This window comes from Blautia sp. HA8986, assembly GCF_056504635.1.
This window is the reverse complement of the sequence record NZ_JBWLUQ010000001.1, coordinates 1,479,851-1,505,346: the sequence shown is the minus strand read 5'-3', so window position 1 is coordinate 1,505,346 and position 25,496 is coordinate 1,479,851. Positions and strand designations below refer to the sequence as shown.

The 25,496-nt window shown below is 43.9% G+C and carries 21 protein-coding genes; 16 read left to right on the top strand and 5 right to left on the bottom strand.

Translation table 11 applies throughout. The features are described from left to right. The 4 genes from AC04Q4_RS07045 to AC04Q4_RS07030 are packed head-to-tail and all read left to right on the top strand — an operon-like array spanning position 1 to position 5,262. Positions 1-870 (top strand): MBL fold metallo-hydrolase, encoded by an 870-nt coding sequence (locus tag AC04Q4_RS07045; protein ID WP_118071934.1) that lies wholly within the window; start codon positions 1-3, stop codon positions 868-870. After that, on the top strand, positions 867-1,856 hold the full coding sequence (locus AC04Q4_RS07040; protein ID WP_118170769.1) for an ROK family protein: 990 nt from the start codon (positions 867-869) through the stop codon (positions 1,854-1,856). Before AC04Q4_RS07045 ends, AC04Q4_RS07040 begins: the two co-directional genes overlap by 4 nt. Before the next feature lie 12 nt (positions 1,857-1,868). Beyond that, positions 1,869-3,815, top strand: a complete 1,947-nt coding sequence (locus tag AC04Q4_RS07035; protein ID WP_173738533.1) for an oxidoreductase — start codon at positions 1,869-1,871, stop codon at positions 3,813-3,815. Positions 3,816-3,861: 46 nt separating this feature from the next. Then, positions 3,862-5,262 (top strand): glycoside hydrolase family 1 protein, encoded by a 1,401-nt coding sequence (locus tag AC04Q4_RS07030; protein ID WP_118071937.1) that lies wholly within the window; start codon positions 3,862-3,864, stop codon positions 5,260-5,262. Positions 5,263-5,322: 60 nt separating this feature from the next. Here the strand turns inward: AC04Q4_RS07030 and AC04Q4_RS07025 are convergent, their stop codons facing one another. Then, entirely contained in the window at positions 5,323-6,171 is an 849-nt protein-coding gene (locus tag AC04Q4_RS07025) for a helix-turn-helix domain-containing protein (RefSeq protein ID WP_476388769.1), read from the bottom strand. 148 nt (positions 6,172-6,319) lie between these two features. Between AC04Q4_RS07025 and AC04Q4_RS07020 the strand changes: the two genes are divergently transcribed. From AC04Q4_RS07020 to AC04Q4_RS07005, 4 genes are all read left to right on the top strand, one after another. Continuing rightward, on the top strand, positions 6,320-7,690 hold the full coding sequence (locus tag AC04Q4_RS07020) for an MFS transporter (RefSeq protein WP_118064654.1): 1,371 nt from the start codon (positions 6,320-6,322) through the stop codon (positions 7,688-7,690). Between the two features lie 18 nt (positions 7,691-7,708). Then, positions 7,709-8,887 carry a glycoside hydrolase family 5 protein gene (locus AC04Q4_RS07015; protein ID WP_173756204.1) on the top strand — a complete coding sequence of 393 codons (1,179 nt, stop codon included), beginning with the start codon at positions 7,709-7,711 and terminating at the stop codon, positions 8,885-8,887. A gap of 1 nt (position 8,888) precedes the next feature. Further along, positions 8,889-10,535: a glycoside hydrolase family 43 protein gene (locus AC04Q4_RS07010; protein ID WP_173738530.1), complete on the top strand. Its 1,647-nt coding sequence runs from the start codon at positions 8,889-8,891 to the stop codon at positions 10,533-10,535. A gap of 173 nt (positions 10,536-10,708) precedes the next feature. Further along, positions 10,709-12,115: an MATE family efflux transporter gene (locus AC04Q4_RS07005; RefSeq protein WP_173738529.1), complete on the top strand. Its 1,407-nt coding sequence runs from the start codon at positions 10,709-10,711 to the stop codon at positions 12,113-12,115. Here AC04Q4_RS07005 and AC04Q4_RS07000 read toward each other — a convergent pair. The 3 genes from AC04Q4_RS07000 to AC04Q4_RS06990 all read right to left on the bottom strand — a co-directional run bounded on the left by AC04Q4_RS07000 (position 12,097) and on the right by AC04Q4_RS06990 (position 15,092). Next, entirely contained in the window at positions 12,097-13,215 is a 1,119-nt protein-coding gene (locus AC04Q4_RS07000; RefSeq protein ID WP_476388768.1) for a pseudouridine synthase, read from the bottom strand. The genes AC04Q4_RS07005 and AC04Q4_RS07000 overlap by 19 nt on opposite strands. An 11-nt stretch (positions 13,216-13,226) precedes the next feature. Then, complete coding sequence (locus AC04Q4_RS06995) at positions 13,227-13,847, bottom strand: response regulator (protein WP_476388767.1); 621 nt, start codon at positions 13,845-13,847, stop codon at positions 13,227-13,229. Positions 13,848-13,910: 63 nt separating this feature from the next. Beyond that, entirely contained in the window at positions 13,911-15,092 is a 1,182-nt protein-coding gene (locus AC04Q4_RS06990) for a histidine kinase (protein ID WP_476388766.1), read from the bottom strand. A 264-nt stretch (positions 15,093-15,356) separates the two neighbouring features. On the opposite strand from AC04Q4_RS06990, the gene AC04Q4_RS06985 reads away from it, so the two are divergent. From AC04Q4_RS06985 to AC04Q4_RS06965, 5 genes are all read left to right on the top strand, one after another. Continuing rightward, positions 15,357-16,286: an ABC transporter ATP-binding protein gene (locus AC04Q4_RS06985; protein ID WP_195456473.1), complete on the top strand. Its 930-nt coding sequence runs from the start codon at positions 15,357-15,359 to the stop codon at positions 16,284-16,286. 12 nt (positions 16,287-16,298) lie between these two features. Beyond that, a complete protein-coding gene (locus AC04Q4_RS06980; protein ID WP_476388765.1) occupies positions 16,299-17,423 on the top strand; it encodes an ABC transporter permease in 1,125 nt (374 codons plus the stop codon). Then, a complete protein-coding gene (locus tag AC04Q4_RS06975) occupies positions 17,410-18,555 on the top strand; it encodes an ABC transporter permease (protein WP_173738524.1) in 1,146 nt (381 codons plus the stop codon). Before AC04Q4_RS06980 ends, AC04Q4_RS06975 begins: the two co-directional genes overlap by 14 nt. A 72-nt stretch (positions 18,556-18,627) precedes the next feature. Continuing rightward, on the top strand, positions 18,628-19,599 hold the full coding sequence (locus AC04Q4_RS06970; RefSeq protein ID WP_476388764.1) for an NAD(P)-dependent oxidoreductase: 972 nt from the start codon (positions 18,628-18,630) through the stop codon (positions 19,597-19,599). Positions 19,600-19,700: 101 nt separating this feature from the next. Beyond that, entirely contained in the window at positions 19,701-20,282 is a 582-nt protein-coding gene (locus tag AC04Q4_RS06965) for an NUDIX domain-containing protein (protein WP_476388763.1), read from the top strand. Between the two features lie 117 nt (positions 20,283-20,399). On the opposite strand, the gene AC04Q4_RS06960 is transcribed toward AC04Q4_RS06965, so the two are convergent. Further along, entirely contained in the window at positions 20,400-21,584 is a 1,185-nt protein-coding gene (locus tag AC04Q4_RS06960) for an SAM-dependent methyltransferase (protein ID WP_173738521.1), read from the bottom strand. Between the two features lie 354 nt (positions 21,585-21,938). Between AC04Q4_RS06960 and AC04Q4_RS06955 the strand changes: the two genes are divergently transcribed. The 3 genes from AC04Q4_RS06955 to udp are packed head-to-tail and all read left to right on the top strand — an operon-like array spanning position 21,939 to position 25,479. Next, the gene (locus AC04Q4_RS06955; protein WP_476388762.1) at positions 21,939-24,350 is read left to right on the top strand and encodes an ATP-binding protein; all 2,412 of its coding nucleotides are present in this window, start codon (positions 21,939-21,941) and stop codon (positions 24,348-24,350) included. Positions 24,351-24,364: 14 nt separating this feature from the next. Further along, positions 24,365-24,655 (top strand): PF20097 family protein, encoded by a 291-nt coding sequence (locus AC04Q4_RS06950; protein ID WP_173756184.1) that lies wholly within the window; start codon positions 24,365-24,367, stop codon positions 24,653-24,655. 32 nt (positions 24,656-24,687) lie between these two features. Beyond that, entirely contained in the window at positions 24,688-25,479 is a 792-nt protein-coding gene (gene udp, locus AC04Q4_RS06945) for a uridine phosphorylase (protein ID WP_195456456.1), read from the top strand. Positions 25,480-25,496 lie beyond the last annotated feature (17 nt).

Below are 25,496 nucleotides of genomic sequence, written 5' to 3'. Positions count from 1 at the left end.
ATGGCGGATTTTTACAGAGCAGAAAAAGTAAACGACAGAATCACAGCGATAATAAGCTTCACAGGAGAGATCATGTATCTGGTAAATGGATCGGAACGCTCCCTGCTGATCGATACCTGCGTGGGAGCAGGAAACCTTCGGGATTTTGTGGAAAGACTTACGGAAAAACCACTTACAGTGCTGCTTACCCATGGCCACATCGATCATGCAATGGGAGCACCGGAATTCACCGGGAATGATGGAAAGCCTGAATGTGAGATCTACATGAACCATGCGGATACCGAAATTTATCTGGGAATGAATTCCATAGAAAACAGAAAAGGATATGTACTGGCAGGACTTGGCGGCCAGATGCCGGAAGGACTGGAAGAGACATTTCTGCCGCCTGCACCGATGACATTTAAAGATCTGAAAGATGGTGACAGATTTGACCTGGGAGGGATTTCCGTGGAAACTTATGCCCTCCCGGGGCACACTCCGGGAACCATGGTCATGCTGATCCCGGAAGAAAAGATCCTGATCCTTGGAGATGCCTGCAACAATGCTACCTTCCTTTTTGATAAAAATTCCCTTACTGTGGAAGAGTACAGGGAAAATCTGATCCAGATCCAGAACAGACTGGAGGGACGTTTTGACACAACCTGTCTCTGTCATCATGTGATCTGGGCTTCCAAAGATATGATTCGCAGTGTGATCGAAGTCTGTGATACGATCATGAAGGATCAGGCAGATGATGTTCCATTTAACTTTATGGGGCAGCAGGCCTTTGTTGCAAAAAAGGCCAATGAATATTTCAACCGTCTGGACGGCGGCGAAGGCAATATCATCTACAGCAAAGAAAAAATCCGCAAAAAAGAGGTGACACCATGAATTATCTGGCGATCGATATAGGAGGAACATTTATCAAATATGCAGTGATCACAGAAAACTGTTCCATCCTGGAAAAAGACAAAACCCCTACAAAACAGGATTCTCTGGAAATATTTATCCAGTCTCTGACAGAAATCTGTGACAGGATCAAAGGGCAGTATGAGATCGAGGGAATTGCCTTAAGCATGCCGGGGATCATTGATTCCAAAAGGGGTTTTATGTATACTGGTGGAAGCCTTTTCTGCATCAGCAATGTAAATATCGTGGAGATCCTGGAGAAAAAAACAGGGATTCCGGTGACAGTAGAAAACGATGCCAAATGTGCAGCGCTGGCTGAGATCTGGCAGGGCTCTTTAAAGGACTGCCAGAATGCCATCGTTGTTGTCTGCGGAACTGCAGTAGGTGGTGCTGTGATCGTTAACCGCGAAGTAGTAAGTGGAAAAAATTTCATGGCAGGGGAATTCAGCTATGTGATCACAGATAGTAAGGATGACTACAAAATGTCTAACAGCCTTGCAGAAACAGCCGGTGCCCAGGCACTGCTTAAAAGCGTATCAGAGGAAACCGGCATTCCTGTAGAAGAGTTAAACGGAGAAAAAGCATTCTCCCTTGCGAACCAGGGAAATGAAAAAGCTCTGGCAGGAATCCGGAATCATGCAAAAAAACTGGCCATCCATATCCACAACTGTCAGTACATGTTTGATCCGGAAAAGATCGCAGTAGGCGGCGGGATCAGTGAACAGCCTTTGCTTCTCCAGCTGATCCGTGAAGAGCTTTTAAAGATCAACGGCATGTATCCCTGGACGCTTCCGGTCCCGGAGGTGACAAGCTGCCGTTTTTACAATGACGCAAACCTGATCGGTGCCGTCTATGTACACATGAAAGCAAGAGAGAAAAAGATCAGTCTTGAAAAAGTAAATGAACTCATGGAATTACTTGAAAACCGAAGAGAGGGCGAATATTTGAGAGCCCTCCTTACAGAATAACGGGAGGTAATTATGATCCGAAAATATCCAAACTTATGCAAACCGATCCAGATTGGCCGTGTAACATTTCGAAACCGTATGTTTTCTGCTCCGATGGGCGGAACAGATATTACAAACGACGGATGTATCGGCCCGAAATCTACAGCTTTTTATGAACTGAGAGGAAAAGGCGGTGCAGGTGCCGTAACAGTCAGCGAGTGTATGGTACATCCGAAAACCGATGGCTCCCATGCCTATCATCTGGACACATCCATCCTGAATTCCCTGGCATCCGCAACTTATACTGCAGACGCCATCCGTCGTCACGGAGCCATACCGAGTATTGAACTTTCTCATTCCGGAATGTATGCAGGAACTTATATGACAGATAAATCCAGACAGAAATCCATGAACCAGTGGGGCCCGTCTGATACCGTCCGTCCAGATGGCGTGGAGGTAAAAGCCCTCACAAAAGAGCTGATCGACGAGATCGTAGCTTCCTATAAAGAGACCGCGTCCCTGGCAAAAAGGGCAGGCTTTGAGATGATCATGGTACACGGCGGACATGGCTGGCTGATCAACCAGTTCCTTTCTCCGTATTTTAACAAACGTACCGATGAGTATGGCGGAAGCCCTGAAAACCGCTGCCGTTTTGCAGTAGAAGTTCTGAAGGCAGTGCGTGAAGGTGTGGGACCTGGATTCCCCATCGAGTTCCGTATGAGCGGTTCTGAACTTTTTGAAGGCGGCTACACACTGGAAGACGGTGTGGAGATTGCAAAAGTTCTGGAGCCATATATTGATCTTCTTCACGTTTCCGCAGGAACTTATCAGAGAGGGTTCGGTGACACCCATCCGTCCATGTTTAAAGACCACGGTTGCAATGTTTACCTTGCGGCTGAGATCAAGAAACATGTGGCCATTCCGGTTGCAACCATCGGTGGCCTGAACGATCCTGCACAGATGGAGCAGATCATTGCAGAGGGAAAAGCCGATATCGTTTACATGGCAAGAGCACTTCTTGCAGATCCCTTCCTTCCAAGAAAAGTCATGGAAAACAGAGACGAGGAGATCGTTAAGTGCTTAAGATGTTTTACCTGCATGGCAGAAAGAGCGGCAACTTCCACAAGAAGATGTACCGTCAATCCGCTGATCGGACGTGAGATGGAAGGGGATGAAGTACAGCCTGCACCTGCTAAGAAAAAAGTCCTGGTAGCAGGCGGCGGCCCGGGAGGTCTGTACGCAGCTTATACAGCGGCAAGAAGAGGCCATCAGGTCATTCTCTGTGAAAAAGAGGATACTCTGGGCGGAATCCTGAAAAGCGAGCAGGCCCTGCCATTTAAGCATGAGATGTACGAGCTTGCAGGAACTTACGAGCTTCTTGCAAGAAAAGCAGGCGTGGAGATCCGTACATCCACACCGGTGACAAAAGAGTATGCGGAAAAAGAAAACGCAGATGCACTGATCATCGCGGCTGGTTCCAGACCGCTGGTACCTCCGATCCCGGGACTGAACGGCGACAATGTGGTGATCGTAAATAACTACTATAAAGAGAAAGAAAAAGTAGGAGATGAGGTAGTTGTCTTTGGCGGCGGCCTTGCAGGATGTGAGTGTGCCATCCACCTTGGAATGGAAGGGAAGAAAGTCCGCATTGTGGAGATGAGAGATGTTCTCGCACCGGATGCCAATGTAAGACACAGACCACTTCTTCTGAAAGAAATCGACAAATACGCGGAAGTTTACACAGGATACAAGGGCCTTGAGGTAACCGAAGAAGGTGTATGGTGTGAGGATAAAGAGGGCAAAAAGGTTCTGGTTCCCGGAAGCACCATCATCTGTGCCCTGGGCCAGAGATCCAGAACCGACATTGTGGATGAGCTTCGTGACTGCGCGCCATATGTGGCGGTGATCGGTGATGCAAGCAGAGTTTCCACCATCACCAATGCAGTATACTGGGGCTATCACGCAGCGCTGGATATCTGATATCCGGCAGAGAGATATCCGATTTATATGAGAAAGGACAGAAAAAATGTTTCCCAAGAATTTTTTATGGGGCGGCGCAGTAGCTGCCAATCAGTGTGAAGGTGCATACAACGAGGACGGCAAAGGACTTTCCATCCAGGATGTCCTTCCTCACGGGATCAAAGGCCCGAGGACGGAAGCACCCACAGAAGACAATATGAAGCTGGTAGGAATTGATTTTTACCACCATTACAAAGAAGATATCAAGCTGTTTGCAGAGATGGGATTTAAGGTATTCCGTACTTCCATTGCCTGGAGCAGGATATTCCCGAAGGGGGATGAGGAAACTCCCAATGAGGCAGGCCTTAAGTTCTATGATGATCTGTTTGACGAGTGCAGAAAATACGGGATCGAGCCCCTGGTAACCTTATCTCATTATGAGACTCCGCTTTATCTTGCAGAGCATTATGACGGCTGGGTAAACCGTGATCTCATCGGATTTTATAAACGGTATGTGACTACAGTTTTCAACCGTTATAAAGATAAGGTAAAATACTGGCTCACATTTAATGAGATCAACTCCATCCTGGAATCTCCATTTATGAGCGGCGGGATCAATACGCCGAAAGAAAAACTTTCCCAGAGTGATCTTTACCAGGCAGTTCACCATGAGCTTGTAGCCAGCGCCTGGGCGACCAAGATCGGTCATGAGATCAATCCGGATTTCAAGATCGGCTGTATGATCTTAAGTATGCCGGTATATCCGCTGACACCTGATCCCTCGGATGTTCTTGCTGCCATGGAACAGGATCACAAGAACATGATGTTCGCAGATGTCCATGTCCGCGGCTGCTATCCGGGATATGCGAAACGTTATATGCGGGAAAACGGCATCAGCATTTCTGTGACGGATGAGGATATGGAAATCCTGAAAAACACCGTAGACTTTGTTTCCTTCAGTTATTATGTCAGTGTCTGTGCCACAGCAGATCCGGAAAAAAATGTCCGGGGAGAGGGAAATCTTCTGGGCGGTGTGCCAAACCCGTATCTGAAAGCCAGCGACTGGGGCTGGCAGATCGATCCGAAGGGACTTCGCTATATTCTGAACACACTCTGGAACCGCTACCAGAAACCACTGTTTATCGTGGAGAATGGTCTTGGTGCGTTTGATCAGCTGATTCAGGGTGCAGATGGCGAGATGACCGTAGAAGACGATTACCGCATCGCTTATCTCAGAGATCACATCCGCCAGATGGAAGAGGCTGTCATGGATGGCGTGGATCTGATGGGATACACCACCTGGGGATGCATCGACCTTGTCAGCGCATCCACGGCAGAGCTTCGCAAACGTTACGGATTCATCTACGTGGACCGCAACGATGACGGAAGCGGAACTATGAAGCGTTATAAGAAAAAGAGTTTCTACTGGTATAAGCATGTGATTGAGACCAATGGACAGGAACTATAGATAATAAAACTTCCGGGAGTATGTTGTCCAGCTCCCGGAAGTTTTGATATTTAAGAAAATTTATTTCTTCATATTCTCCCGTACCTTCGTAGGTGTGCACCCGAAGTGTTCCTGGAACATCCGGCGGAACAGCTTATAATTGGTGAAGCCGTGGCGTTCCAGGATCACATGCACGGGGTCTTTTGTGTTGATCAGATCTTTGTAAATGAAAGAAAGTCTGTATTCATTCTGATATTCCAGAAACGTAACCCCCATCTTTTTCTTAAAAAAACGACAGAAATATCCGGTCTGGAGATAAGCGACACCTGCGATCTCATCCAGGGAAATGGGCCTCTTATAATTTTCAGAAATATAATTCAGTACAAGGTTCAGCCGATCCAGATCTTTTTTCTGCTGACTTAGATCACTTTGAAAAACTTTTACACGGAAATTGTGGTACAGCTGGAACAGAAGTTCAAAGATCAGGCTGTTAAAACGCAGGATAAACCCATCCGGACGGATATCATCAATGATCTGCATTTGTTCCAGGGTGGTTTTCAGCATTTCTATTTTTGTCTTTTTAACAGGATCTTTGGTCTGATAGTCCCAGAAAAATACAAACTGCTGGACATTGGGAATATATTTTTCCATAAAATCCAGCGGAATCTGAAGAACGATAGCTTTATTTGGAACGGTACATTTTGTGGAATGGATGATGTTGGCATTGATCAGGATACAATCTCCGGGGTGGAGGGTATGACTGGAAGATTCCACGATAACATCCAGTTCGCCCTCCTGTATATAAATGATCTCAACAGCCCGGTGCCAGTGGAAAGGAATGTAGCTTCCATTATCTGTGGACGTATAAAATTTGACATTTGTGATACCTGAGTAATCTATGATCTCATAGGAAATTCCGTTTTTATCCATATAACCTCCTTAAAAAGAGAATATCGACCTATATATTAGAGCTTTTCTGACCTAATCTGTGCAGAATCATTATGATAGTATAATACCATAAAACAAAGCTCCATGGCCATGGAAAAGCGAAAGAAAAAACAGGGAGAGGTAAAAAAATATGAATCAAAAGAGTAAATTGACCTTTGGAAAAATATTTGAGCGTTTTTCTTATGGATGTGGTGATTTTGGCTGTAACATCATCTACACGGCGATGTCTGCATTCCTTCTGTTTTACTACACAGACTATGCGAATGTAAGCGCAATGGCAGTTGGAACCATTATGATGGTCTCCAGAATCTTTGACGGTGTCAGTGATATCATCATGGGTGTGATCGTAGACAGAACAAGATCAAAATATGGTAAAGCAAGGCCTTGGATCTTACGTATGTGTATTCCCTTTGCAGTGTCTGGAATTCTTCTGTTTTCTGTTCCTGCATCCTGGGCTTCCACGCCGAAACTTGTATATGTATTCATTACATACAACCTTGTTTCCACAGTGATCTACACAGCCATCAACGTGCCATATTCCGCACTGAATGCGCTGATGACACAGGATCCCTATGAGAGATCTGTTTTAAGTATTTTCCGTAATCTTCTGGCAACAGCCGGAACACTGACCATCAATACCTTCACACTTCCGCTTGTAGAATATTTCGGAAACAATGCAGCAGCATGGACAAAAACATTCGTAGTATTCGGTTTCGTAGCGATCGCCGCATTTTTATGTACCTTCTTTGGAACAAAAGAGCGTGTACGGGCAGCAGAAAATGAAGGTGAAGTACAGACAGAAGATGTACCGTTTGTAACAGGAATCAAAGCACTTTTTAAGAACAAATACTGGATCATGATGACAGGAATGCTTGCCCTTTTCTTCCTGATGTATTCTGTCAACGGAGGAGCAACGGTATACTATGCAAAAGATATCCTGGGCGATAAAAATCTGGTAAGTACCATCAACGGAATCTTTAACATCGTACAGATTTGCGGCATGTTCTTCATTGCCATGCTGGTAAAAAAATTCGGAAAAAGAAATGTATTTGCACTTGGTCTTGTTCTGGATATTGTGGGAATGCTGGTACTGAATTTTTCCGGCGGTTCCATGGCGATCATCGTGGTTTCCAGTGTGATCCGTGGAATCGGTAATGCCTGCGGCGGTGCTACCATGTGGGCTATGGTTTCCGATACCATTGATTATGGTGAGTGGAAAACAGGCTGCCGTACAGAGGGACTTGTAAACAGTGCCTGCAGCTTCGGATACAAGATCGGTAACGGAATCGGTTCCGCACTTCTTGGTCTGATCCTTGAGATCGGCGGATATGTTGGAACAGCAGCAGTACAGACAGAATCTGCACTGACGTCCATCAAAGTATGCTTCGTATGGATTCCGATCCTTGTTTATGCCTGCGGCCTTGTGATCATGAAATTCTATCATCTGGATAAAGAATTCGATGGAATCATCGCAGATCTGAAGGCACGTGCACAGAAATAGAAAAGGAGATCAGAGAGAGTGAACATCAAAGGCGTTAATCTTGGAAACTGGCTGGTGCTGGAAAAATGGATGAGTCCGGCATTATTTGAGGGAACCACCGCAGAGGATGAATATTATCTTCCCACACAGCTTTCCCCGGAGGCATATGAGGCAAGAATAAAGATCCATCGTTCAGAATACATTACAGAGCGTGATTTTGTAACCATAAAAAGCATGGGAATGGAGTCTGTCCGGATTCCGGTGCCATACTTTATCTTCGGCGACCGGAAACCATTTATCGGCTGCATCGAAGAACTGGATAAGGCCTTTAACTGGGCGGAAAAATACGGACTTACCATTCTCATTGATCTTCATACAGTACCCTTAAGCCAGAACGGTTTTGACAACGGAGGCATCAGCGGTGTGTGCAAATGGGCACAGAATCCTGATGAAGTAGAGTTTGCATTAAGCGTTCTGGAACGTCTTGCAAAGAGATATGGAAACAGAAAAGGCCTGTTTGGAATCCAGCCGTTAAATGAGCCCATCACAGAAAATATGTGGGAAACCATGGATATCCAGAACCGTTATGCTCCGGCAGATCAGGAGATGGCAAAAGGCTCCGCACCGATCACAATGAAATTCCTGAGACAGTTTTATCTGGATGCCTACGACCGTATCAGTGCCTATATGCCAAAAGATAAGTACGTTGTGATCCACGATGGCTTTGAACTGATGGAATGGAAAGATTTCATGCAGGAAGAGAAATATTCCAATGTGATCCTGGATACCCATCAGTATCTCATGGTTGCGGAGGCCAGAGGATGCAGCCAGACTATTGAAGGCTATCTGAAATATATCAGAGAAGAACTGGAACCACAGATCACAGAGATGGAAAAATATTTCCCGGTGATCTGCGGCGAGTGGTGTCTGTTTAACTCCCTTGCCTGCGGCTGTGACACAAAAGGCGGCCAGAGCGTGCTCAACGGAGTGGAAGGGAGCCGGCAGGAAAGCTTTTCACCGGAGAAGAAAAAAGAAATCTATGAAGCCCTTGCAAAGGCACAGCTGGAACTCTGGGAGAAAGGCAGCGGTTATTATTACTGGAGCTACAAGCTTCTGACTGATACGGTAAATACTCCCGGATGGATCGGATGGGACAGCTGGGATCTGGGAAGATGTTATGACTTTGGCTGGTTTCCGGCTGATAAAGGAGGATGTTAAAATGATCGTAAATCCAATACTTCCGGGTTTTAATCCGGACCCTTGTATCTGCAGAAAAGGCGACGATTACTATATGGCAGTTTCCACATTTGAGTGGTTTCCGGGAATCCCGGTCTACCATTCCAGAGACCTGAAAAACTGGGAGCTGTACACACACGTAATTACAGACGATGAAAAAGTAGATCTCAAAAAACTTCCAAGTGCAAAAGGAATCTGGGCACCCTGCCTGACCTACTGCGAGGAAGAGGATATGTTCTACGTTGTCTATGGAGTAATGAATTCCATGAACGCCAGATATTTTGACGTGGACAATTTCCTGATCTGTGCAAAAGATATCCGTGGACCGTGGAGCGAGCCGGTTTACCTTCATTCCTCCGGTTTTGATGCGTCACTTTTCCATGACACCAATGGCAAAAAATACGTGGTATCCCTGGAGTGGGAAACAAGAGAAGGCTATGAGAAGCCAGGTGCTATCTGTATGGTAGAATATTCTCCTGAGAAAAAAGAGATCATCGGTTATCCGAAGCGGGTCTGGAGAGGTGGCACAGACAGAGGCTGCATCGAGGCACCGCATCTCACAAAACGAGGCGAGTATTACTACATCATGTGTGCAGAGGGAGGCACCGGATATAACCACTGCGTTACGATGGGACGTTCCAAAAATGTCTGGGGCCCATATGAAAAAGACCCGAAGAATCCCATCGTTACCAGCGTTCCGGGAGAATCCTACGAGCGCCAGGATCCAGACCATCTGAAACCAAAGTACTATAATCCGGACACTGTACTTCAGAAATCCGGTCATGGAAGCTATGTGGAACTTCCCACAGGAGAAGTTTATCTGGTCCATCTCTGCTCCAGACCTTTTGTACCGGAACTTCGCTGTACACTTGGAAGAGAGACGGCCATTCAGAAAATGATGTGGACCGAAGATAACTGGCTCCGCATGGCAGATGGAAGCAATCTGGCGAAAATTGAAGTGCCAGAAACTTCCCTTCCGGAATACCCAGTGGAAAAAACTCCGGACTTTGATGATTTTGACGGAGATGAGCTTGGGAACTTCTATTACTCTCCAAGGATCATGCCCCAGCGTTTTGCAGATGTGAAAGCAAGAAAAGGCTATGTGCGCCTTCGTGGACAGGAATCCAGAACCTCTCTCAACAAAGTAAGTATCCTGGCCAGAAAGCTTACAAGCGTATACGCACGGATCACCACAAAGATGGAATTCACACCGGAAGTACACCAGCACAGTGCAGGTCTGATCCTGTATTACGACAACATGAATTACATCAATCTCCGGAAATATTACAGTGAAACCCTGGGACAGAGCGCCCTGTCCATCATCCATCTGGAAAATGGAGAAAAAACAGAGTTCCTGAATACCAGAATCCCGGTAGAAGATAAACCGGTTTATCTGAGACTTTATATAGAGGGAAGAAAATCCTGGTTCGAGTGGAGCTATGACGGAGAAACTTATGAAAAGATCGGACGTATCTTTGACACCACAAGATTTTCTGATGAATACTGCAAGTACGGAGAATTTACAGGAACAATGGTTGGGATCACCTGTGCAGACCGCGTTCTCCACAAAAAATGTGCAGACTTTGACTTCTTTGAATATATTGCAGATGAGAGTCACATGGTGGAGTAAAAAGATACGAAAAAAACGGCGATTTATCGTTATTAAGACTATTGAAAAAGGAAGAGCTTTGTAGTAATGTATTAGCTACAACGCTTACGAAAAGGAAGACTGTTTCGGGTGGCAGTCTTCTTTTTGTGAAAAATTTTGGATGAAGGAAAACGAAAAACAAGGGGGAAGGATTTATGGAGAAGGTGAAGGAGAAGACTCCTTTTTTCCGGAAGTTTGTAGGAGATAAAAGATTTTATCTGATGGTCCTGTCTATTGCGGTACCGATCATGGTTCAGAACGGGATCACGAATTTTGTCAGTCTTCTGGACAATATTATGATCGGTCGTATCGGTACAGAACAGATGTCCGGAGCGGCAATCGTCAATCAGCTGATCTTTGTATATAATCTATGTATTTTCGGCGGGGTGTCCGGAGCAGGAATTTTTACAGCACAGTATTTTGGACAGAAGGATCATGAGGGTGTCCGCCAGACACTTCGTTATAAACTGTGGATGGCAGTGATACTGACAGCGATCACTATTGTACTGTTTCTGACAGCAGGGGATTCACTGATCAGCATGTATTTAAAAGGCGATGGAACCGCACAGGAGATCAGGGATACTCTTATTTATGGAAAACAGTATTTATGGATCATGCTTCTGGGACTTCCGCCATTTATGATGGTACAGGTTTATGCAAGTACCTTACGTGAATGCGGTGAGACTGTACTTCCCATGAAGGCCGGAATCGTGGCAGTGCTGATCAATCTGATATTTAATTATCTTCTGATCTATGGCAAATTCGGATTCCCGGAAATGGGAGTAAGGGGTGCTGCTGTTGCCACAGTGCTTTCCAGATATGTGGAAGCCTGCATTGTCCTGAGCTGGACACATAAGCATACAGAAAAGAATATTTTTGCACAGGGGCTGTATTCAACATTAAAGGTTCCGGCGAATCTGACAAAGAAGATCCTTATTAAGGGAACCCCTCTGCTTCTGAATGAGACATTATGGGCAGCCGGAGTGGCCATGCTGACACAATGCTATTCAGTCCGTGGACTGAACGTGGTTGCGGGACTAAATATTTCCAATACCATCAACAATGTATTCAATATCGTATTTATCGCACTTGGAGATTCGGTAGCCATTGTTGTAGGACAGCTTCTGGGAGCAGGTAAGATGAAGGAAGCCAGAGATACGGACAACAAGATGATCGCATTCTCTGTGTTCTGCTGTACCTGCGTGGCAGCCGTGATGTTTGTGATGGCACCGTTATTTCCACAGCTTTACAATACCAATGCTGAGGCACGTACTCTGGCGAAATATTTTATTATGATCACAGCATTTTTCATGCCACAGAATGCATTCCTGCATGCAACGTATTTTACCTTGCGTTCCGGCGGAAAGACCATCGTTACATTTCTGTTTGACAGTGTGTTTATCTGGGTGGTAAGTGTGACGATCGCATTTACCTTAAGCCGGTTTACAGGTCTGCCTGTACTTGCAATCTATGCAATGGTCCAGGCTGCGGATATGATGAAATGTGTCATTGGATTTATCCTTGTAAAAAAAGGCGTATGGCTTCAGAATATCGTTTCATAGAATTTTTTGAAATCTTCCGGGAGGGGTGCTTCCAGGGAGATTTCTTTTTTTGCATTTTTGTTATGAAGCATGGAAGACGGGGTGTCGGAAGCAGCTTCGTCAATTGGAAATGGCAGTTGAAAGTTAAGCTTCCATGCGTGGAGTGCAGCCCGGGAAAAATGATTCGACATATCCGATAAACAGTACAGGGAATCGCCCAGAAGAGGATGCCCGAGAGATGCCATGTGCACACGGATCTGATGGGTGCGGCCGGTTTTCAGACGGAGCATTACAAGGGAGACCGGAGCTGCTGTATCGGAGCCGGTTGATTTCAGAACAGAATAAAAAGTTTCCGCATGTTTACTTCCGGGAAGCGTGCCATCCGTAGATATGATCATTTTCAGGCGGTTATCCGGGTCCGGCGCAAGGGGAACAGTGATCCTGTGAAAAGTTCCATCTGTATCCACAGGCATGGGACCGGAAACCGCAGCCAGATAGGTTTTCTCTGAAATCTCCTCTTCACGCTGGTTCTGCAATCTGGCGGCAGCAGTCTGGTTCTTGGCAAAGAGCAGGATACCGGAGGTTTCCTTATCCAATCGCCCGATAGAACGGACTTTGGTAGGCTCTCCTTTGGAACGGAAATAGGAAGCTACCTGGTTGGATAGACTGTCACTGTAGTGAGAACCAGAAGGGTGTGTGACTATTCCGGCTGGTTTGTTTACGGCAAGAATGTCCTGGTCTTCGTAGAGGATTTCCAGTTCAGAAAAAAAATGAGAAGGTGAAGCTGATAAACAGCAGGCATCAGAAGTAGAATAGGAACAAAAGGTTGAGTCTGTAGAATGATGGAAACAGGACTTGTGACGGTCTGAATTGACAGTGAAAGTCGCAGATTCCAGCTGTGCAGAATCCACATCATCTGTTTCCAGGCATACCATGATCTGATCTCCGGGATAAGCTGTTTCCGTTACCCGGCATTGCTGTCCGTTTTTTTTGATACCACCGGGGCGGAACTTTGCCTGGCTGATCTGCTTTTTTGTAAGACCGGCCTGAGTGTGAAGAAAGCGGGAGACAGGCATCGGAACAGCTGTTTCCGGGATATGGATAGTAAGATAGCGGTTCATTATAGTTCTCCTTATTTATGTTGATAATAAAACACAGCAACCTGTGTCCGATCCCTCAGCTGCAGTTTATCCAGAATGGAACTGAGATAATTCCGTACAGTTCCCTCACTGAGAAAAAGTTCTGCGGCAATCTCCTTATTGCTGTATCCGTTGGCGATCAGCCGGATGATATCCAGTTCCCGTTCATTGATATCCCGGGAAGTATAATCAAATCCACCGGAAGACTGCAGAAGCTCCGGGATCTTGGACATGATCTCCGTGCCGAATACAGTCTGTCCGGAATAGACTGCCTGCAAAGCCGGAAAAATGCTGGTATAATTCTGCTTCAGAAGATATCCCTTTGTGCCAAGGCGGAGGGCTTTTACAATATATTCATCATCGGAAAAAGTAGTCAGAAGAAGAATCTTTGCCTCCGGAAATTCACCTAGGATCTTTCTGGAAGCTTCCAGTCCATCCATTCCTTTCATACGGATATCCATCAGAAGAATATCCGGAAGATACTCTCTGTACAGAGCACAGGCTTCTTCACCATCAGAGCCGGTGGCAGTCACTTTGATATCCGGGTTTGTCTCAAGAATGGTTTTTAATGCACCTGCAACCAGGCAATCATCGTCTATGATTATAATTTTCATGTCAAAATCTCCTGTTTATGAGTTGAAAAAAATTAAATTACAGAGTAGAAAAAACAGACTGCTTCAATTAGAAACAGATTTCGGGATCGTTACAAAGATCCGAAATCCCTTCTCCTGCGTAATCTGGACCGTACCACCCAGTGACTTTACACGGTCCCGGATATTGGACAGTCCCATACCATCGGAAATATTATTCATCTTATCACTGTCTGATTCAGTTTGAATATCCGGAATTTCATTTCCCGATGTTCCATTATCCTCAATGCACAGCTGATAAAGTGCAGGATGCTCACGCAGAAGAATATTCACGGAATCTGCATTACTATGCCGCATCACATTGGAAAGGCCTTCTTTTGTAATACTGATCAGACTGTATTTCACCTCCCTTGGAACCTGCCTGGACATATCATAAGTAAGGGCTATCGGACAGAAGGTGAAATCCTTTACAAGTCCTTTTATGGCATCTTCCAGATCCACCGCATCATCGTGAAGATCATGGACACTGGAACGGATGCTGTTCATGGCATCATTCAGGGAAGCTTCCAGATTTTCCAGAAGAGGCGCAAGAGCTTCATCTTTATTTATGGTTTTGCAGGCAGCAGTCATAAGGATAGAACGGGAAAGCACATGTCCCACATTATCATGGATCTCTCTGGCAATTCTGTTTCGCTCTCGCAATGTAGCAGCATAGATCTCGTAATCCTGTTTTTCCAGAAGTGCCTTGTTTTTTTCAGAAAGAAGAAGCGTATGTTCCTCACTGTCATCCCGGATCTGATGAAAATCCTGGTAAAGAGCCTGATATTTTCCGGCATAGAGCCAGAGAAAAAATGAAAGGACGAAACCCAAAATCACAAGTATACAAAGAACTGCCGGAAAGTCGTTGATCTGAAAAACCAGAAATCCCCAGAATGGAAGTTCAGCCGCTGCCAGCAGAAAAAGTCCGGAAGATAAAGTCTGATACAGAAGCAGCGGGAAAAACAGAAGAAGATCCGAAAACCACAGGGAACATAATCCAAAGATTACATAACTTCCTGCAAGAACAGGAATGATATTTGCGGAGCATTTCAACAAAGATAGAGAATTGTGTGAACCGGAGTCTGTTTTACATGCCCTGCACAGATAAGTAACGCAGCCGAGGATCACTGCAAAAAGGAAGGCGAACACAAGAGCCTGATCTGCAGGCACATAAAAAAATGTTAAAGTACTGTATAAAAGCAATAGGATGGAATCTGTGAAATAACGCATAAAAAATAAACCCTCCTTTCTCAGAATTATTTCTGAAATCAACGTGCCTTTATTATAATATACCGGTTCCTTCCCTGCAAAGAAAAATCTGAGCGCTTGCGAAAGACATGACATTTGTCATTCGCAGATAATGACATCCGACACTTGGAGCAGACAGAAGAAAAGGATATAATGACATCATAGAAGAAATATGAATTTCTGCAGTAAAACAGGAAAGATCTGTTTAACGGACAGGAAAAGGGAGGAAAACATATGTCAAAGAGTATGGTCCACATAGAAAATCTGGTAAAACGATATGGCGATCTTACCGCACTGAATCATCTGGAGCTGGATATCCGGGAGGGTGAGATATTCGGACTGCTTGGCCCCAACGGTTCAGGAAAGACAACGGCCATCAGCTGCCTTTTGTCACTTCTGAAATATGACAGAGGTGAAGTAAAGATTTTCGGTGAAGAGATGAAACCGGACAGCTATAAGATCAAGGAACAGATCGGAATCGTGCTTCAGAATGTAGCAGTTTTTGATGAGTTGACAGTGCAGGAAAATATCGATTATTTCTGTGGCCTTTACATAAGAGACAAGAAACGGAGAAAAGAGCTGGTGGAGGATGCCATTGAATTTACAGGTCTTGAAGATTTCCGCAAAATGTATCCGAAGAAGCTTTCCGGAGGTCTTTTGCGCAGATTGAACATTGCCTGCGGGATCGCTCACAAACCAAGGCTGATCATCATGGATGAGCCAACCGTAGCAGTAGACCCACAGAGCAGAAACAAGATCCTGGAAGGAATCCAGACACTGAACCAGCAGGGTTCCACAATTATCTACACATCCCATTACATGGAAGAAGTGGAGCAGATCTGTACCAGGATCGCCATTATGGATCACGGAAGAGTCATCGCTCAGGGAACAAAAGAAGAATTGAAACAGATGATCAAAACAGGCGAGACTGTTACTGTGGAAGCTATTGTTCTGGAGGAAAAAAATCTTCAGGATATCCGTACGCTGGAACATGTTTTTGATGTCCGGTACGAAAAACAGGTGCTGACTGTACGCTGTACAGATGCAAAGCATAACTTGATCCGGCTGCTTAATTATCTGCAGAGCCAGGATATTTCTTTTGGAAGAGTCTTTTCTGAGCTGCCTACACTGAATGATGTATTCCTGGAGATCACCGGAAAACAGCTGAGAGATTAGGAGGGATGAGAGATGTTGCATTTACTGAAATACAGTTTTCTTTCCAAAATCCGGAATTTTAACATTGTATTTTGGCCGTTGGTTTTTCCACTTGTGCTTGGAACCTTTTTCTATTTTGCATTCGGAAATATCAATGAGGCAGATTTTCAGACGGTTCCGGTGGCAGTGGTAAAAGAAGATATAGCGGATACGTTTTTCCTGACTTATCTGGAACAGGTGGGAGAAAGCAATCCGGATCTTTTAAAGCAGGAAGAGATGTCAGAAAAAGAAGCTCTGGAAGCACTGCAGGATAAAAAAGTAGAAGGAATTTATTATGTAGGAAAAGAACCTTCCCTTACAGTAGCAGGAACCGGAATAGAAGAGAGTATCCTCCAGACAGTTCTTGACAGCTGCGAAAATACCAGGACGACCATCACCAACATCATGAAAAAAAATCCGGAGATGGACATAGAAACCATAACAAACCTGTTAAGCGCTGACAGTCTGGTAAAGGAGGTGTCTCTTGGGGGCCGGACCATTGACGGAAATGTGCAGTTCTTTTACGCACTGATCGCCATGGCTTGTCTGTATGGATGCTTTATCGGCTTTGGCTCCGCTATCGGGATCCAGGCCAATATCACACCGCTGGCAGCCAGACGATGCGTGACGCCGACTCACAAACTGAAGCTGATTCTTACAGATCAGCTGACATCTTTTGCCCTGGGCTATGTGGATGTGATCATTCTGCTCCTGTATCTCCGATATGTTCTCAAACTGGATTTTCAGGGGCAGATGGGGAAAATGCTGGTGATATCTTTCTTCGGAAGTCTTATCGGCGTATCTATGGGAATGTTCGTTGGGAGTCTTGGAAAAATGCAGGAAGGTGCCAAGATCGGGATCATACTGGGAATTTCCATGGTAAGCAGTTTCCTCGCAGGATTGATGAACGGAAATATGAAGGATATCGTGGAAAAAAGTTTTCCGTTTGTGAACCGGATCAATCCTGCATCATTGATCTCAGATGCATTTTACTGTATCAATGTATATGATGATATGACCAGATATTATAGAAATCTGATCACACTGGCGGTAATGTGTGTGGTGCTGGTGCTGGCATCCTTTTTCATGGTCAGGAGGGAACGTTATGACAGTATTTAAAGGCTATATGAGAATCATGAAAAAAAATACAGGGCTGATCCTTCTGTATCTGGGGATTTTTTTCGGAGTGACAATGGCACTTCAGGCAGCGGCCGGTAAGGAAACTTATACCAGCTATGAAAGCGAAAAAATAAAGATCGGAGTGGTGGATAAAGATAACGGACCACTTGCAGAAGGACTGGTAAAATGGCTTGAAGGCACGCATCACGTGACAATGCTGGAGGATGACAGGGAGAAGCTTCAGGAGGAGCTTTTTTACAGAAATGTAGAGTACATCGTGGTGATCCCTGAGAATTTTTATGAGAGCTGTATGGTAAACGGAGAAAGTATTTCCGTGACAAAGGTGCCCGGATCTTATTCGGCATATTATGTGGATCAGCAGCTTGAGAGCTGTCTGAATACAATGCGGACATATCTGGAAGCCGGTTTTTCCCGGAAGGAAGCGGCAGCTGCGCTCCTGGATGAAAAAAGAGGAGAAGTCACAATGCTGGATACAGATGAAAACAGTGGTACGTCCGGATGGCTCTATTATTTCCGATATATTCCATATCTGTTTCTTGCATTACTCTGCTATGTAATGGGATATGTGCTGATGGCTTTCAAAAAAGACGATATACCAAAGAGAATGCAGGCATCAGCGGTTTCAGCAAGACGACAGAGTCTGGAAGGGCTTTTGGCCATGTTTGTGATGGGTGGGGGATTATGGGGAATCGGTATGGCAGGAGCTATCCTTATGTATGGAAAAAAATTTCTCAGTTCAGAAAATTTCGGATATTATGTACTGAACACTCTGGTGATGATGGCAGTGGCACTTTCACTTTCCTATCTGATCGGTCTTTTTGTAAAAAACAGCAACATGTTAAGCGGGATCGCAAATATCCTGTCTCTTGGAATGTGCTTCCTGTGTGGTGTGTTTGTTCCTATGAATGTTATGGACAGAAACGTCCTGAAGGTGTCTCAGTTTCTTCCGGTGTACTGGTATGAAACTGTAAATGAGACTCTTGGAAGTTACAGCCGCCTCTCAGGTGAGGCAGCTGCATCGGTTTGGAAAGGCATTGGACTGGAAGCTATGTTCGCGGTAGTTTTTGTCTGCATGATCCTGGCAGTGACCAGGTATCAGAGGCAGAAATAACAGAAAATAATAGCAGATGGCTATTAATTATGGTAGGATATAGCTGATAAAGATGATTTGCGGAGAAAAAACATGAAGAAAATACAAGTTTTAATAAAACCACAATGCGATGCAGAGATCCGAAATCAGTTTGTAACAAAATTCGGAGCTCAATGTGAATTTACATTTCAGGGCAAAGAAACTGAGGATGCGATCGTGGCAGCAGAAGTAATGATCGGAGAACCGGGAGAATCAGAACTTCAGAAAGCAGAAAATCTTCGTTGGCTCCAGCTGACCTGGGCCGGTGTGGATAAATATACAAAAATGAAAGCATTCCCGACAGGAGTTACATTAACCAATGCTTCCGGCGCTTTTGGAAAGATCATATCAGAATATGTGATCGGGAATATCATTACGCTGTACCGTGGACTTCCGAATTACTGGAAAAACAAACAGAAACACCTCTGGGTACAGAATAAATCATCAGAAACCATATATGGAAAAAATATCCTTATCCTGGGAACCGGGGATATTGGAAGAAACATTGCCCACAGAATGAAAGCATTTGAAACTCATGTGACTGGAATAAAAAGAACTGCAGTCCCGGGGCATTCGCAGCAGATGAAAGAGTTTGATGAGGTATATGATCTGACAGCTCTGGATCAGCAGCTTCAGAAAGCAGACATTGTGATCGGCTGTCTCCCGGGAACGCCGGAAACAAAAGGCCTTCTGAATTACGAACGGCTGCATTCCATGAAAAAAGCTGCAATTCTGGTTAATGTGGGAAGAGGAAGTCTCATTCAAACAGAAGCTCTGCTCAAAGAACTGGAGGAAGGCCACTTAAAAGGAGTGATCTTGGATGTATTTGAGACAGAACCATTGCCGGAGACATCACTTCTTTGGAATATGGAAAACGTCCTCATTACCCCACACATTGCAGGCCCGAGCTTCGGCGGAAACGCTGAAGTCCAGGATATGATCTGGAACATCTGCATGGAAAATCTGGAACGATATCTGAATGGAAAAGAATTAAAAAATATTGTCCGGTTAAAGGATGGGTATTAAATAAAAAAGATAGTTACAAGCATTGGATATGATGATAAAATACAATGTGTTTGTTAATAAAAATACATTGGAGGATATTTAAGAAAGAGGCAGAGTGCATAATGATAACACGCCAGAAACTGATCGATCAGATAGAAAAATACAAGCCATATAATGAGCAGGAAGAAAAAGATAAAATCCTGATCCTGGACTGGATCAGAAACAATGAGAATGCTTTTTCCAGAGAGAATGCAGTAGCCCATATGACGGCTTCTGCCTGGGTAGTAAACAAAGACCGGACTAAAGTCCTTATGGTATATCACAACATATACAATTCCTGGTCCTGGCTTGGAGGACATGCAGATGGAGAGACTGATTTATTGTCCGTTGCTGTCAGAGAAGTAAAAGAAGAAGCAGGGATTAGTAATGTTCATCCTGTGTCAGAAGAAATTTTTTCCATGGAATCCCTGACTGTAGACGGGCATGTGAAAAAAGGAAAATATGTATCCAGCCATCTGCACTTTAATATAACATATCTCCTTGAGGCAGATTCAGAAGAGACTGTTTCCATAAAAGCAGATGAAAACAGTGGCGTAGCCTGGTTTTCACCGGAAGAAGCATTAAAGAAATCAACAGAACCGTGGTTTGTGAAGAATGTTTATACCAAGCTTATCAGAAAATTATTGATCGGGGATTATGCATAGATGGGCAAGAAATTCCGGATATTGGAACAGAAACAAAAATATCGTACAGAAATACTTTTTCTGAATTTTATCAGAGAAGGTTCTGTACGATATTTTTTATGAAAATTGATGAAACAATTAATACCAGCGGGTCATTGGCAGATTGTTATTAATTCCTTTTGTCATAAGGATCTGATGAAGATCAATGATTCCGTTGTGGAAGGTTGCTGCACATGCAGAAAGGTAAAGATCCCACATACGCAGGAAGTTTTCATCAAACATGGTCTTTTCTTTTTCGATATTGTCGCGGAAATTCTTTTCCCAGTGAAGTAATGTCTTATTGTAATGCAGGCGGAGATTTTCAATATCCAGAGTGTGGAAATTATCTTCAGCCATATGAGTCAGGATCTCACGGAGGCTTGGAACAGTTCCACCTGGGAAAATATATTTTTTAACCCATGGATCGCCAGGATGTTCTTTCAGGGCACTGATAAAGTGAAGCAGGAATAATCCACCTGGTTTGAGGATTTTTTCTACGCAGTCAAGGAAGAGCTGATAATTGTCACGGCCAACATGCTCCAGCATACCAACGCTGACAACACGGTCAAACTGATAACCGGATTTCGGCAGGTCACGGTAATCCATCAGTTCTACTGTAAGATAATCTTCCAGGCCCTGATCCTTGATACGTTTCTGGAATTCAGCATATTGTTCATGGCTTAATGTGATGCCTGTGCCGTGAATCTTATATTTTCTGGCAGCTTCGATGAGCAGAAATCCCCATCCGCAACCGATATCCAGAAGGGACATGCCCTCTTCAAGATGTAATTTCTTAAGAATGTAATCTACTTTGTTTACCTGTGCCTGATACAGAGTATCATCTTCATGAATGAAATAGCCACAGGAATAACTCATGGTTTCGTCCAGCCATAATTTATAGAAATCATTTCCGATATCATAGTGACTGGTTACTTCTTTTTCCTGGTTCTTTTTGGATGTAGAGCTGAACATAATTTTTTTCAGGGCAGATTCGTTGGTGGAAAATTTACCCATCTGTCCAAGAAAATGATCAAGAGCTTCATAAAGATTTCCCTCGATATCCAGATCACCACGCATGTAAGCTTCTCCCAGTGCGAGAGAAGTACTTTTCATCAGATCTGCGATAGGAATTGCTTTTTTGAAATTAACTGTAAATGTAGGTTCACCCTCTCCGATCAGATATTCGGAATTCTTGAACTTTACCAGAAATGGATAATCTGTAAAGCGTTCAAGGAACTGCACCATTGCTTTCTCTTCAGTCTTTTCTTCTAATGTCTTAAACATGATAGTATACCTCCTTTAACACAGGATAATGATACACCCTGGAGATAGCTTTACGTCAAGGGGATAATTGAACAAAAATATGTATAAAGATAACCGGAAAATCAGAGAAACTGTCGGTAAACGGCGGTATGTTCTGTTTTTGCGAAAAGAATGGAATCGAGATTCGATTGCCAGGATATATTTCTGGCTGATGAAAAAAACTCATTATGAAAGAAGCTTCTGCCAAAATATTCTTTTCCTGCAATTCATGAGATGGTATAATACAGGAAAAGTCAGGATATCTTCTGACAAAAAAGATGGTATGCGGAGGGTGGCTATCAGCAGATTCTGACAGTAAAAGGGGGTGTTAATGCTATGCCTTCATATAAAGAACAGTTTAACCTGAGTATTTTTGACTACAGTCCTGTAGGATATTGCGTGCTGGAACTTGTGCTGGACGATAAGGGACAGCCAGTGGATTGGATCTACCGTTACTGTAATCAGGCTTTTGCAGATATAAAAGATCACAGCCTGGAGGAAATACTGGACCATTCATTTCAGAGTTTGTTTCCGGAGGCAGATAATAAATGGCTGCATGTCTGTTATGAAGCGGCATATGAGAACCGGTCCAGTGAGACAGACGTGCGAAAAGAAAAAAACTATCATGTGGTCATTGCACCAGTTGGAAAAACGGGTTTCTGTTCAGGTATGATCTATGAGTCTGAAAAAGCGGAGAATAAGAATACAGAAATAAATGATCCGATTCCAGATGAGAATTACATCGTAAAAAAATTATTTCCGGAATATGTTTCGCTGTATCGTATAGAACTCAATTCCGGAAAATACGAAATCTTAAGACTTGTCTCAAATACCAATGCAAAGAAGCTTGCTGATAAGACGTCGGGGATATTTAACAGTTTTGATGAATATTCCAAAGTATATGCAGATACCTTTATTTCGGAGAAAGACAAGGCAGAATTTCTTGACTGGCATTTATGCAGGAACATGAAAAAAAGACTTCGCTATACAGAGAAAATTACATATCATTATCAGAGCATTTCGGAAGATGGACACAACAGCTATTATGAAGCTTATGCTGCAAAAGGAAAAGTTGATGATGAAACATTTACTATTTTTTTAGGGTATCGTAATGTTGGCAGTATTCTTTATAAGGAAAAAGCAATCCAGCAAAAATTGGCAGAAGCACTGGAAAAAACAAGGCTGAATAATGAGATCATAGATGCCATTGCCAAGACCTATCATTATATTTCAAGGATTGATATTCAGGAAGACTGGTTTGAAGAAATATCAAACAGAGATGTGAAAAATCTGAAATATATAAAAGCAGGTATTTTATCGGTTAATAATGAAAAACTGTGCAGACAGTTTGTAGCTGAGGAATATCAGGATGCTTTTTTTAAATTTACAGATATGAGTACACTGGCAGAACGAATGAAAAACGAAGAGACCATTGCGATGGAATACCAGATGAAGGATGGAAACTGGCATAAACTTCGCTTTATTGAAAAGAAAAGAGATGAGAACGGACAGCTGACCCATGTACTTTGTGCGATCCGAAGTATCAGCGATGTGAAGAAAAAAGAGCAGAATCTTATATATCAGGTGGCAGAAGCAAGGAAGGATGCAGCTCTGAAATCTAGGTTTCTGTCCAATATGAGCCATGATATCCGAACACCAGTGAACGGGATCATGGGTATGCTCGATCTGGCAAACTGTTATCCTGAAGATGTGGAAGTCCAGCAGAAATGCAGAGATCAGATCATGAAATCCTCAAAATATCTTGTTTCGATCGTGAGCGATATTCTGGAGATGAACAAACTGGAAAGCGGTGATTTTTCAGAAAAGGAGCTGACATTTGACCTGGCAGAACTGTTAAATAAGGCTAATACGGATAAACAGGTCCAGGCAGAAGAAAAAGATGTTGATTATGTGGTAGACTGGAAAAAATCTGATTTAAGACATATATGCCTGAAGGGAAATCCTGTTTATCTGAAAAAGATCCTGGATGCAGTTAGCGATAATGCAGTGAAGTTTACTGAGCCAGGCGGCAGTGTACATGTTTGGTGTAAAGAAAAATCAGCAGATGATGAGAATGTAGTATATGAGTTTGAATGCTCGGACAATGGAATCGGCATGAGCCAGGAGTTTATTCCTCATGCCTGTGAAATGTTTTCACAGGAAAATATAACCAGCAGATCGAAATATGAAGGAACCGGTCTGGGTCTTGCAATATCAGAAAAAATGGCGGAGAGTCTGGGTGGAACAATCGAGATAAAAAGCAGGAAGGGTATCGGAACCACTGTGCGTGTCACACTTCCGTTTAAGATTGGAAATCCGGAAAAGCTTGCAAAAGCAGAAAGTCATGAGGAGATATCTTTAGAGGGAAAACGTGCTTTGGTCGCAGAAGACAATGAGCTGAACATGGAAATTGTAAAATTTATGCTGGAAAATAAAGGTGTTCATGTAGAGTGTGCTGCTGACGGTATGGAAGCGGTCAAAAAATTTGAGGAATCTGCACCAGGGTATTATGATGCAGTTTTTATGGATATTATGATACCAAATATGAATGGATGGGATGCAGCAAGAAAGATCCGTTCCATGAAACGGAGCGATGCGGGAACGATTCCAATCATAGCTATGAGTGCAAATGCTCTGGCTGAGGATATGATCAACAGCCGTATTTCCGGAATGAACCAGCATCTGACCAAACCGCTTGAAGAGAAAAAGCTTATGGCGGCATTTAAGGAATGCCAGAGAAAAATATAATGAAGGAGAAAAACATGGGAGTAAATTCAATTGACGCAGAGGATGATCAGGTTGTACACCGTTACGATGCGCAAATGCTGAACGAGAGCACAGATGAAGAAGAAATCAAGGTGAAATGTCCATACTGCGGAAGAAAAATGTGTGAGGGACAGATCCATTCTTTCAATTCGGGAATGGAATGGAGATCAAAAGGTGAATCCATGCGGTTAAATACAGAGAAAGGTCTGTCAAAAATGATATATGGTGATCGGATCAGTGCTTGCCGATGTGAGTATTGCAAGAAGATCATCATATCTTATGAATGAAAGAAAAACAGATGTGGAAATGGGGGAACAACATGAAAAATTATTCAGAAGATGCAGGCAGACAGTATCATATTCAGGTGGCGAAAGGTGAAGTCGGACGTTACGTTATCCTGCCGGGGGACCCGAAGCGTTGTAAAAAAATTGCTCAATATTTTGATGATCCGGTTTTTGTGGCAGATAACCGTGAGTATGTAACGTACACCGGAACACTGGATGGAGTAAAGGTAAGTGTGACTTCTACCGGAATCGGAGGGCCGTCGGCGTCTATTGCAATGGAAGAGCTTTATCAATGTGGTGCAGATACTTTTGTGAGGATCGGAACCTGCGGTGGGATGCAGCCGGAGGTAAAGAGCGGTGATATTGTTGTTGCAACGGGCGCGATTCGTATGGAAGGCACCAGCAAAGAGTATGCACCTATTGAATTTCCGGCAGTGGCAAATCTGGAAGTGATCAATGCACTTGTGGAAGGGGCAAAAAAAGAAGGATGTGAATTCCACACAGGTGTGGTACAGTCTAAGGATTCGTTTTATGGGCAGCATGAGCCGGAAACAAAACCGGTCAGCTATGAACTGATGAATAAATGGGAAGCATGGAAACGCCTCGGCTGCCTTGCTTCGGAGATGGAATCAGCTGCTCTTTTTGTGGTGGCAAATTATTTGAAAGTGAGAGTAGGTGCCTGTTTCCTGGTGCTTGCAAATCAGGAAAGAGAGAAGCTGGGCCTGGATAATCCTGTGGTACATGATACCGATAAAGCAATCCAGGTTGCAGTACAGGCGATCCGTGAACTGATCCGTGCAGATCAGGCACAGAAAAAAGAAGAATAACGTATATATGCCTGATT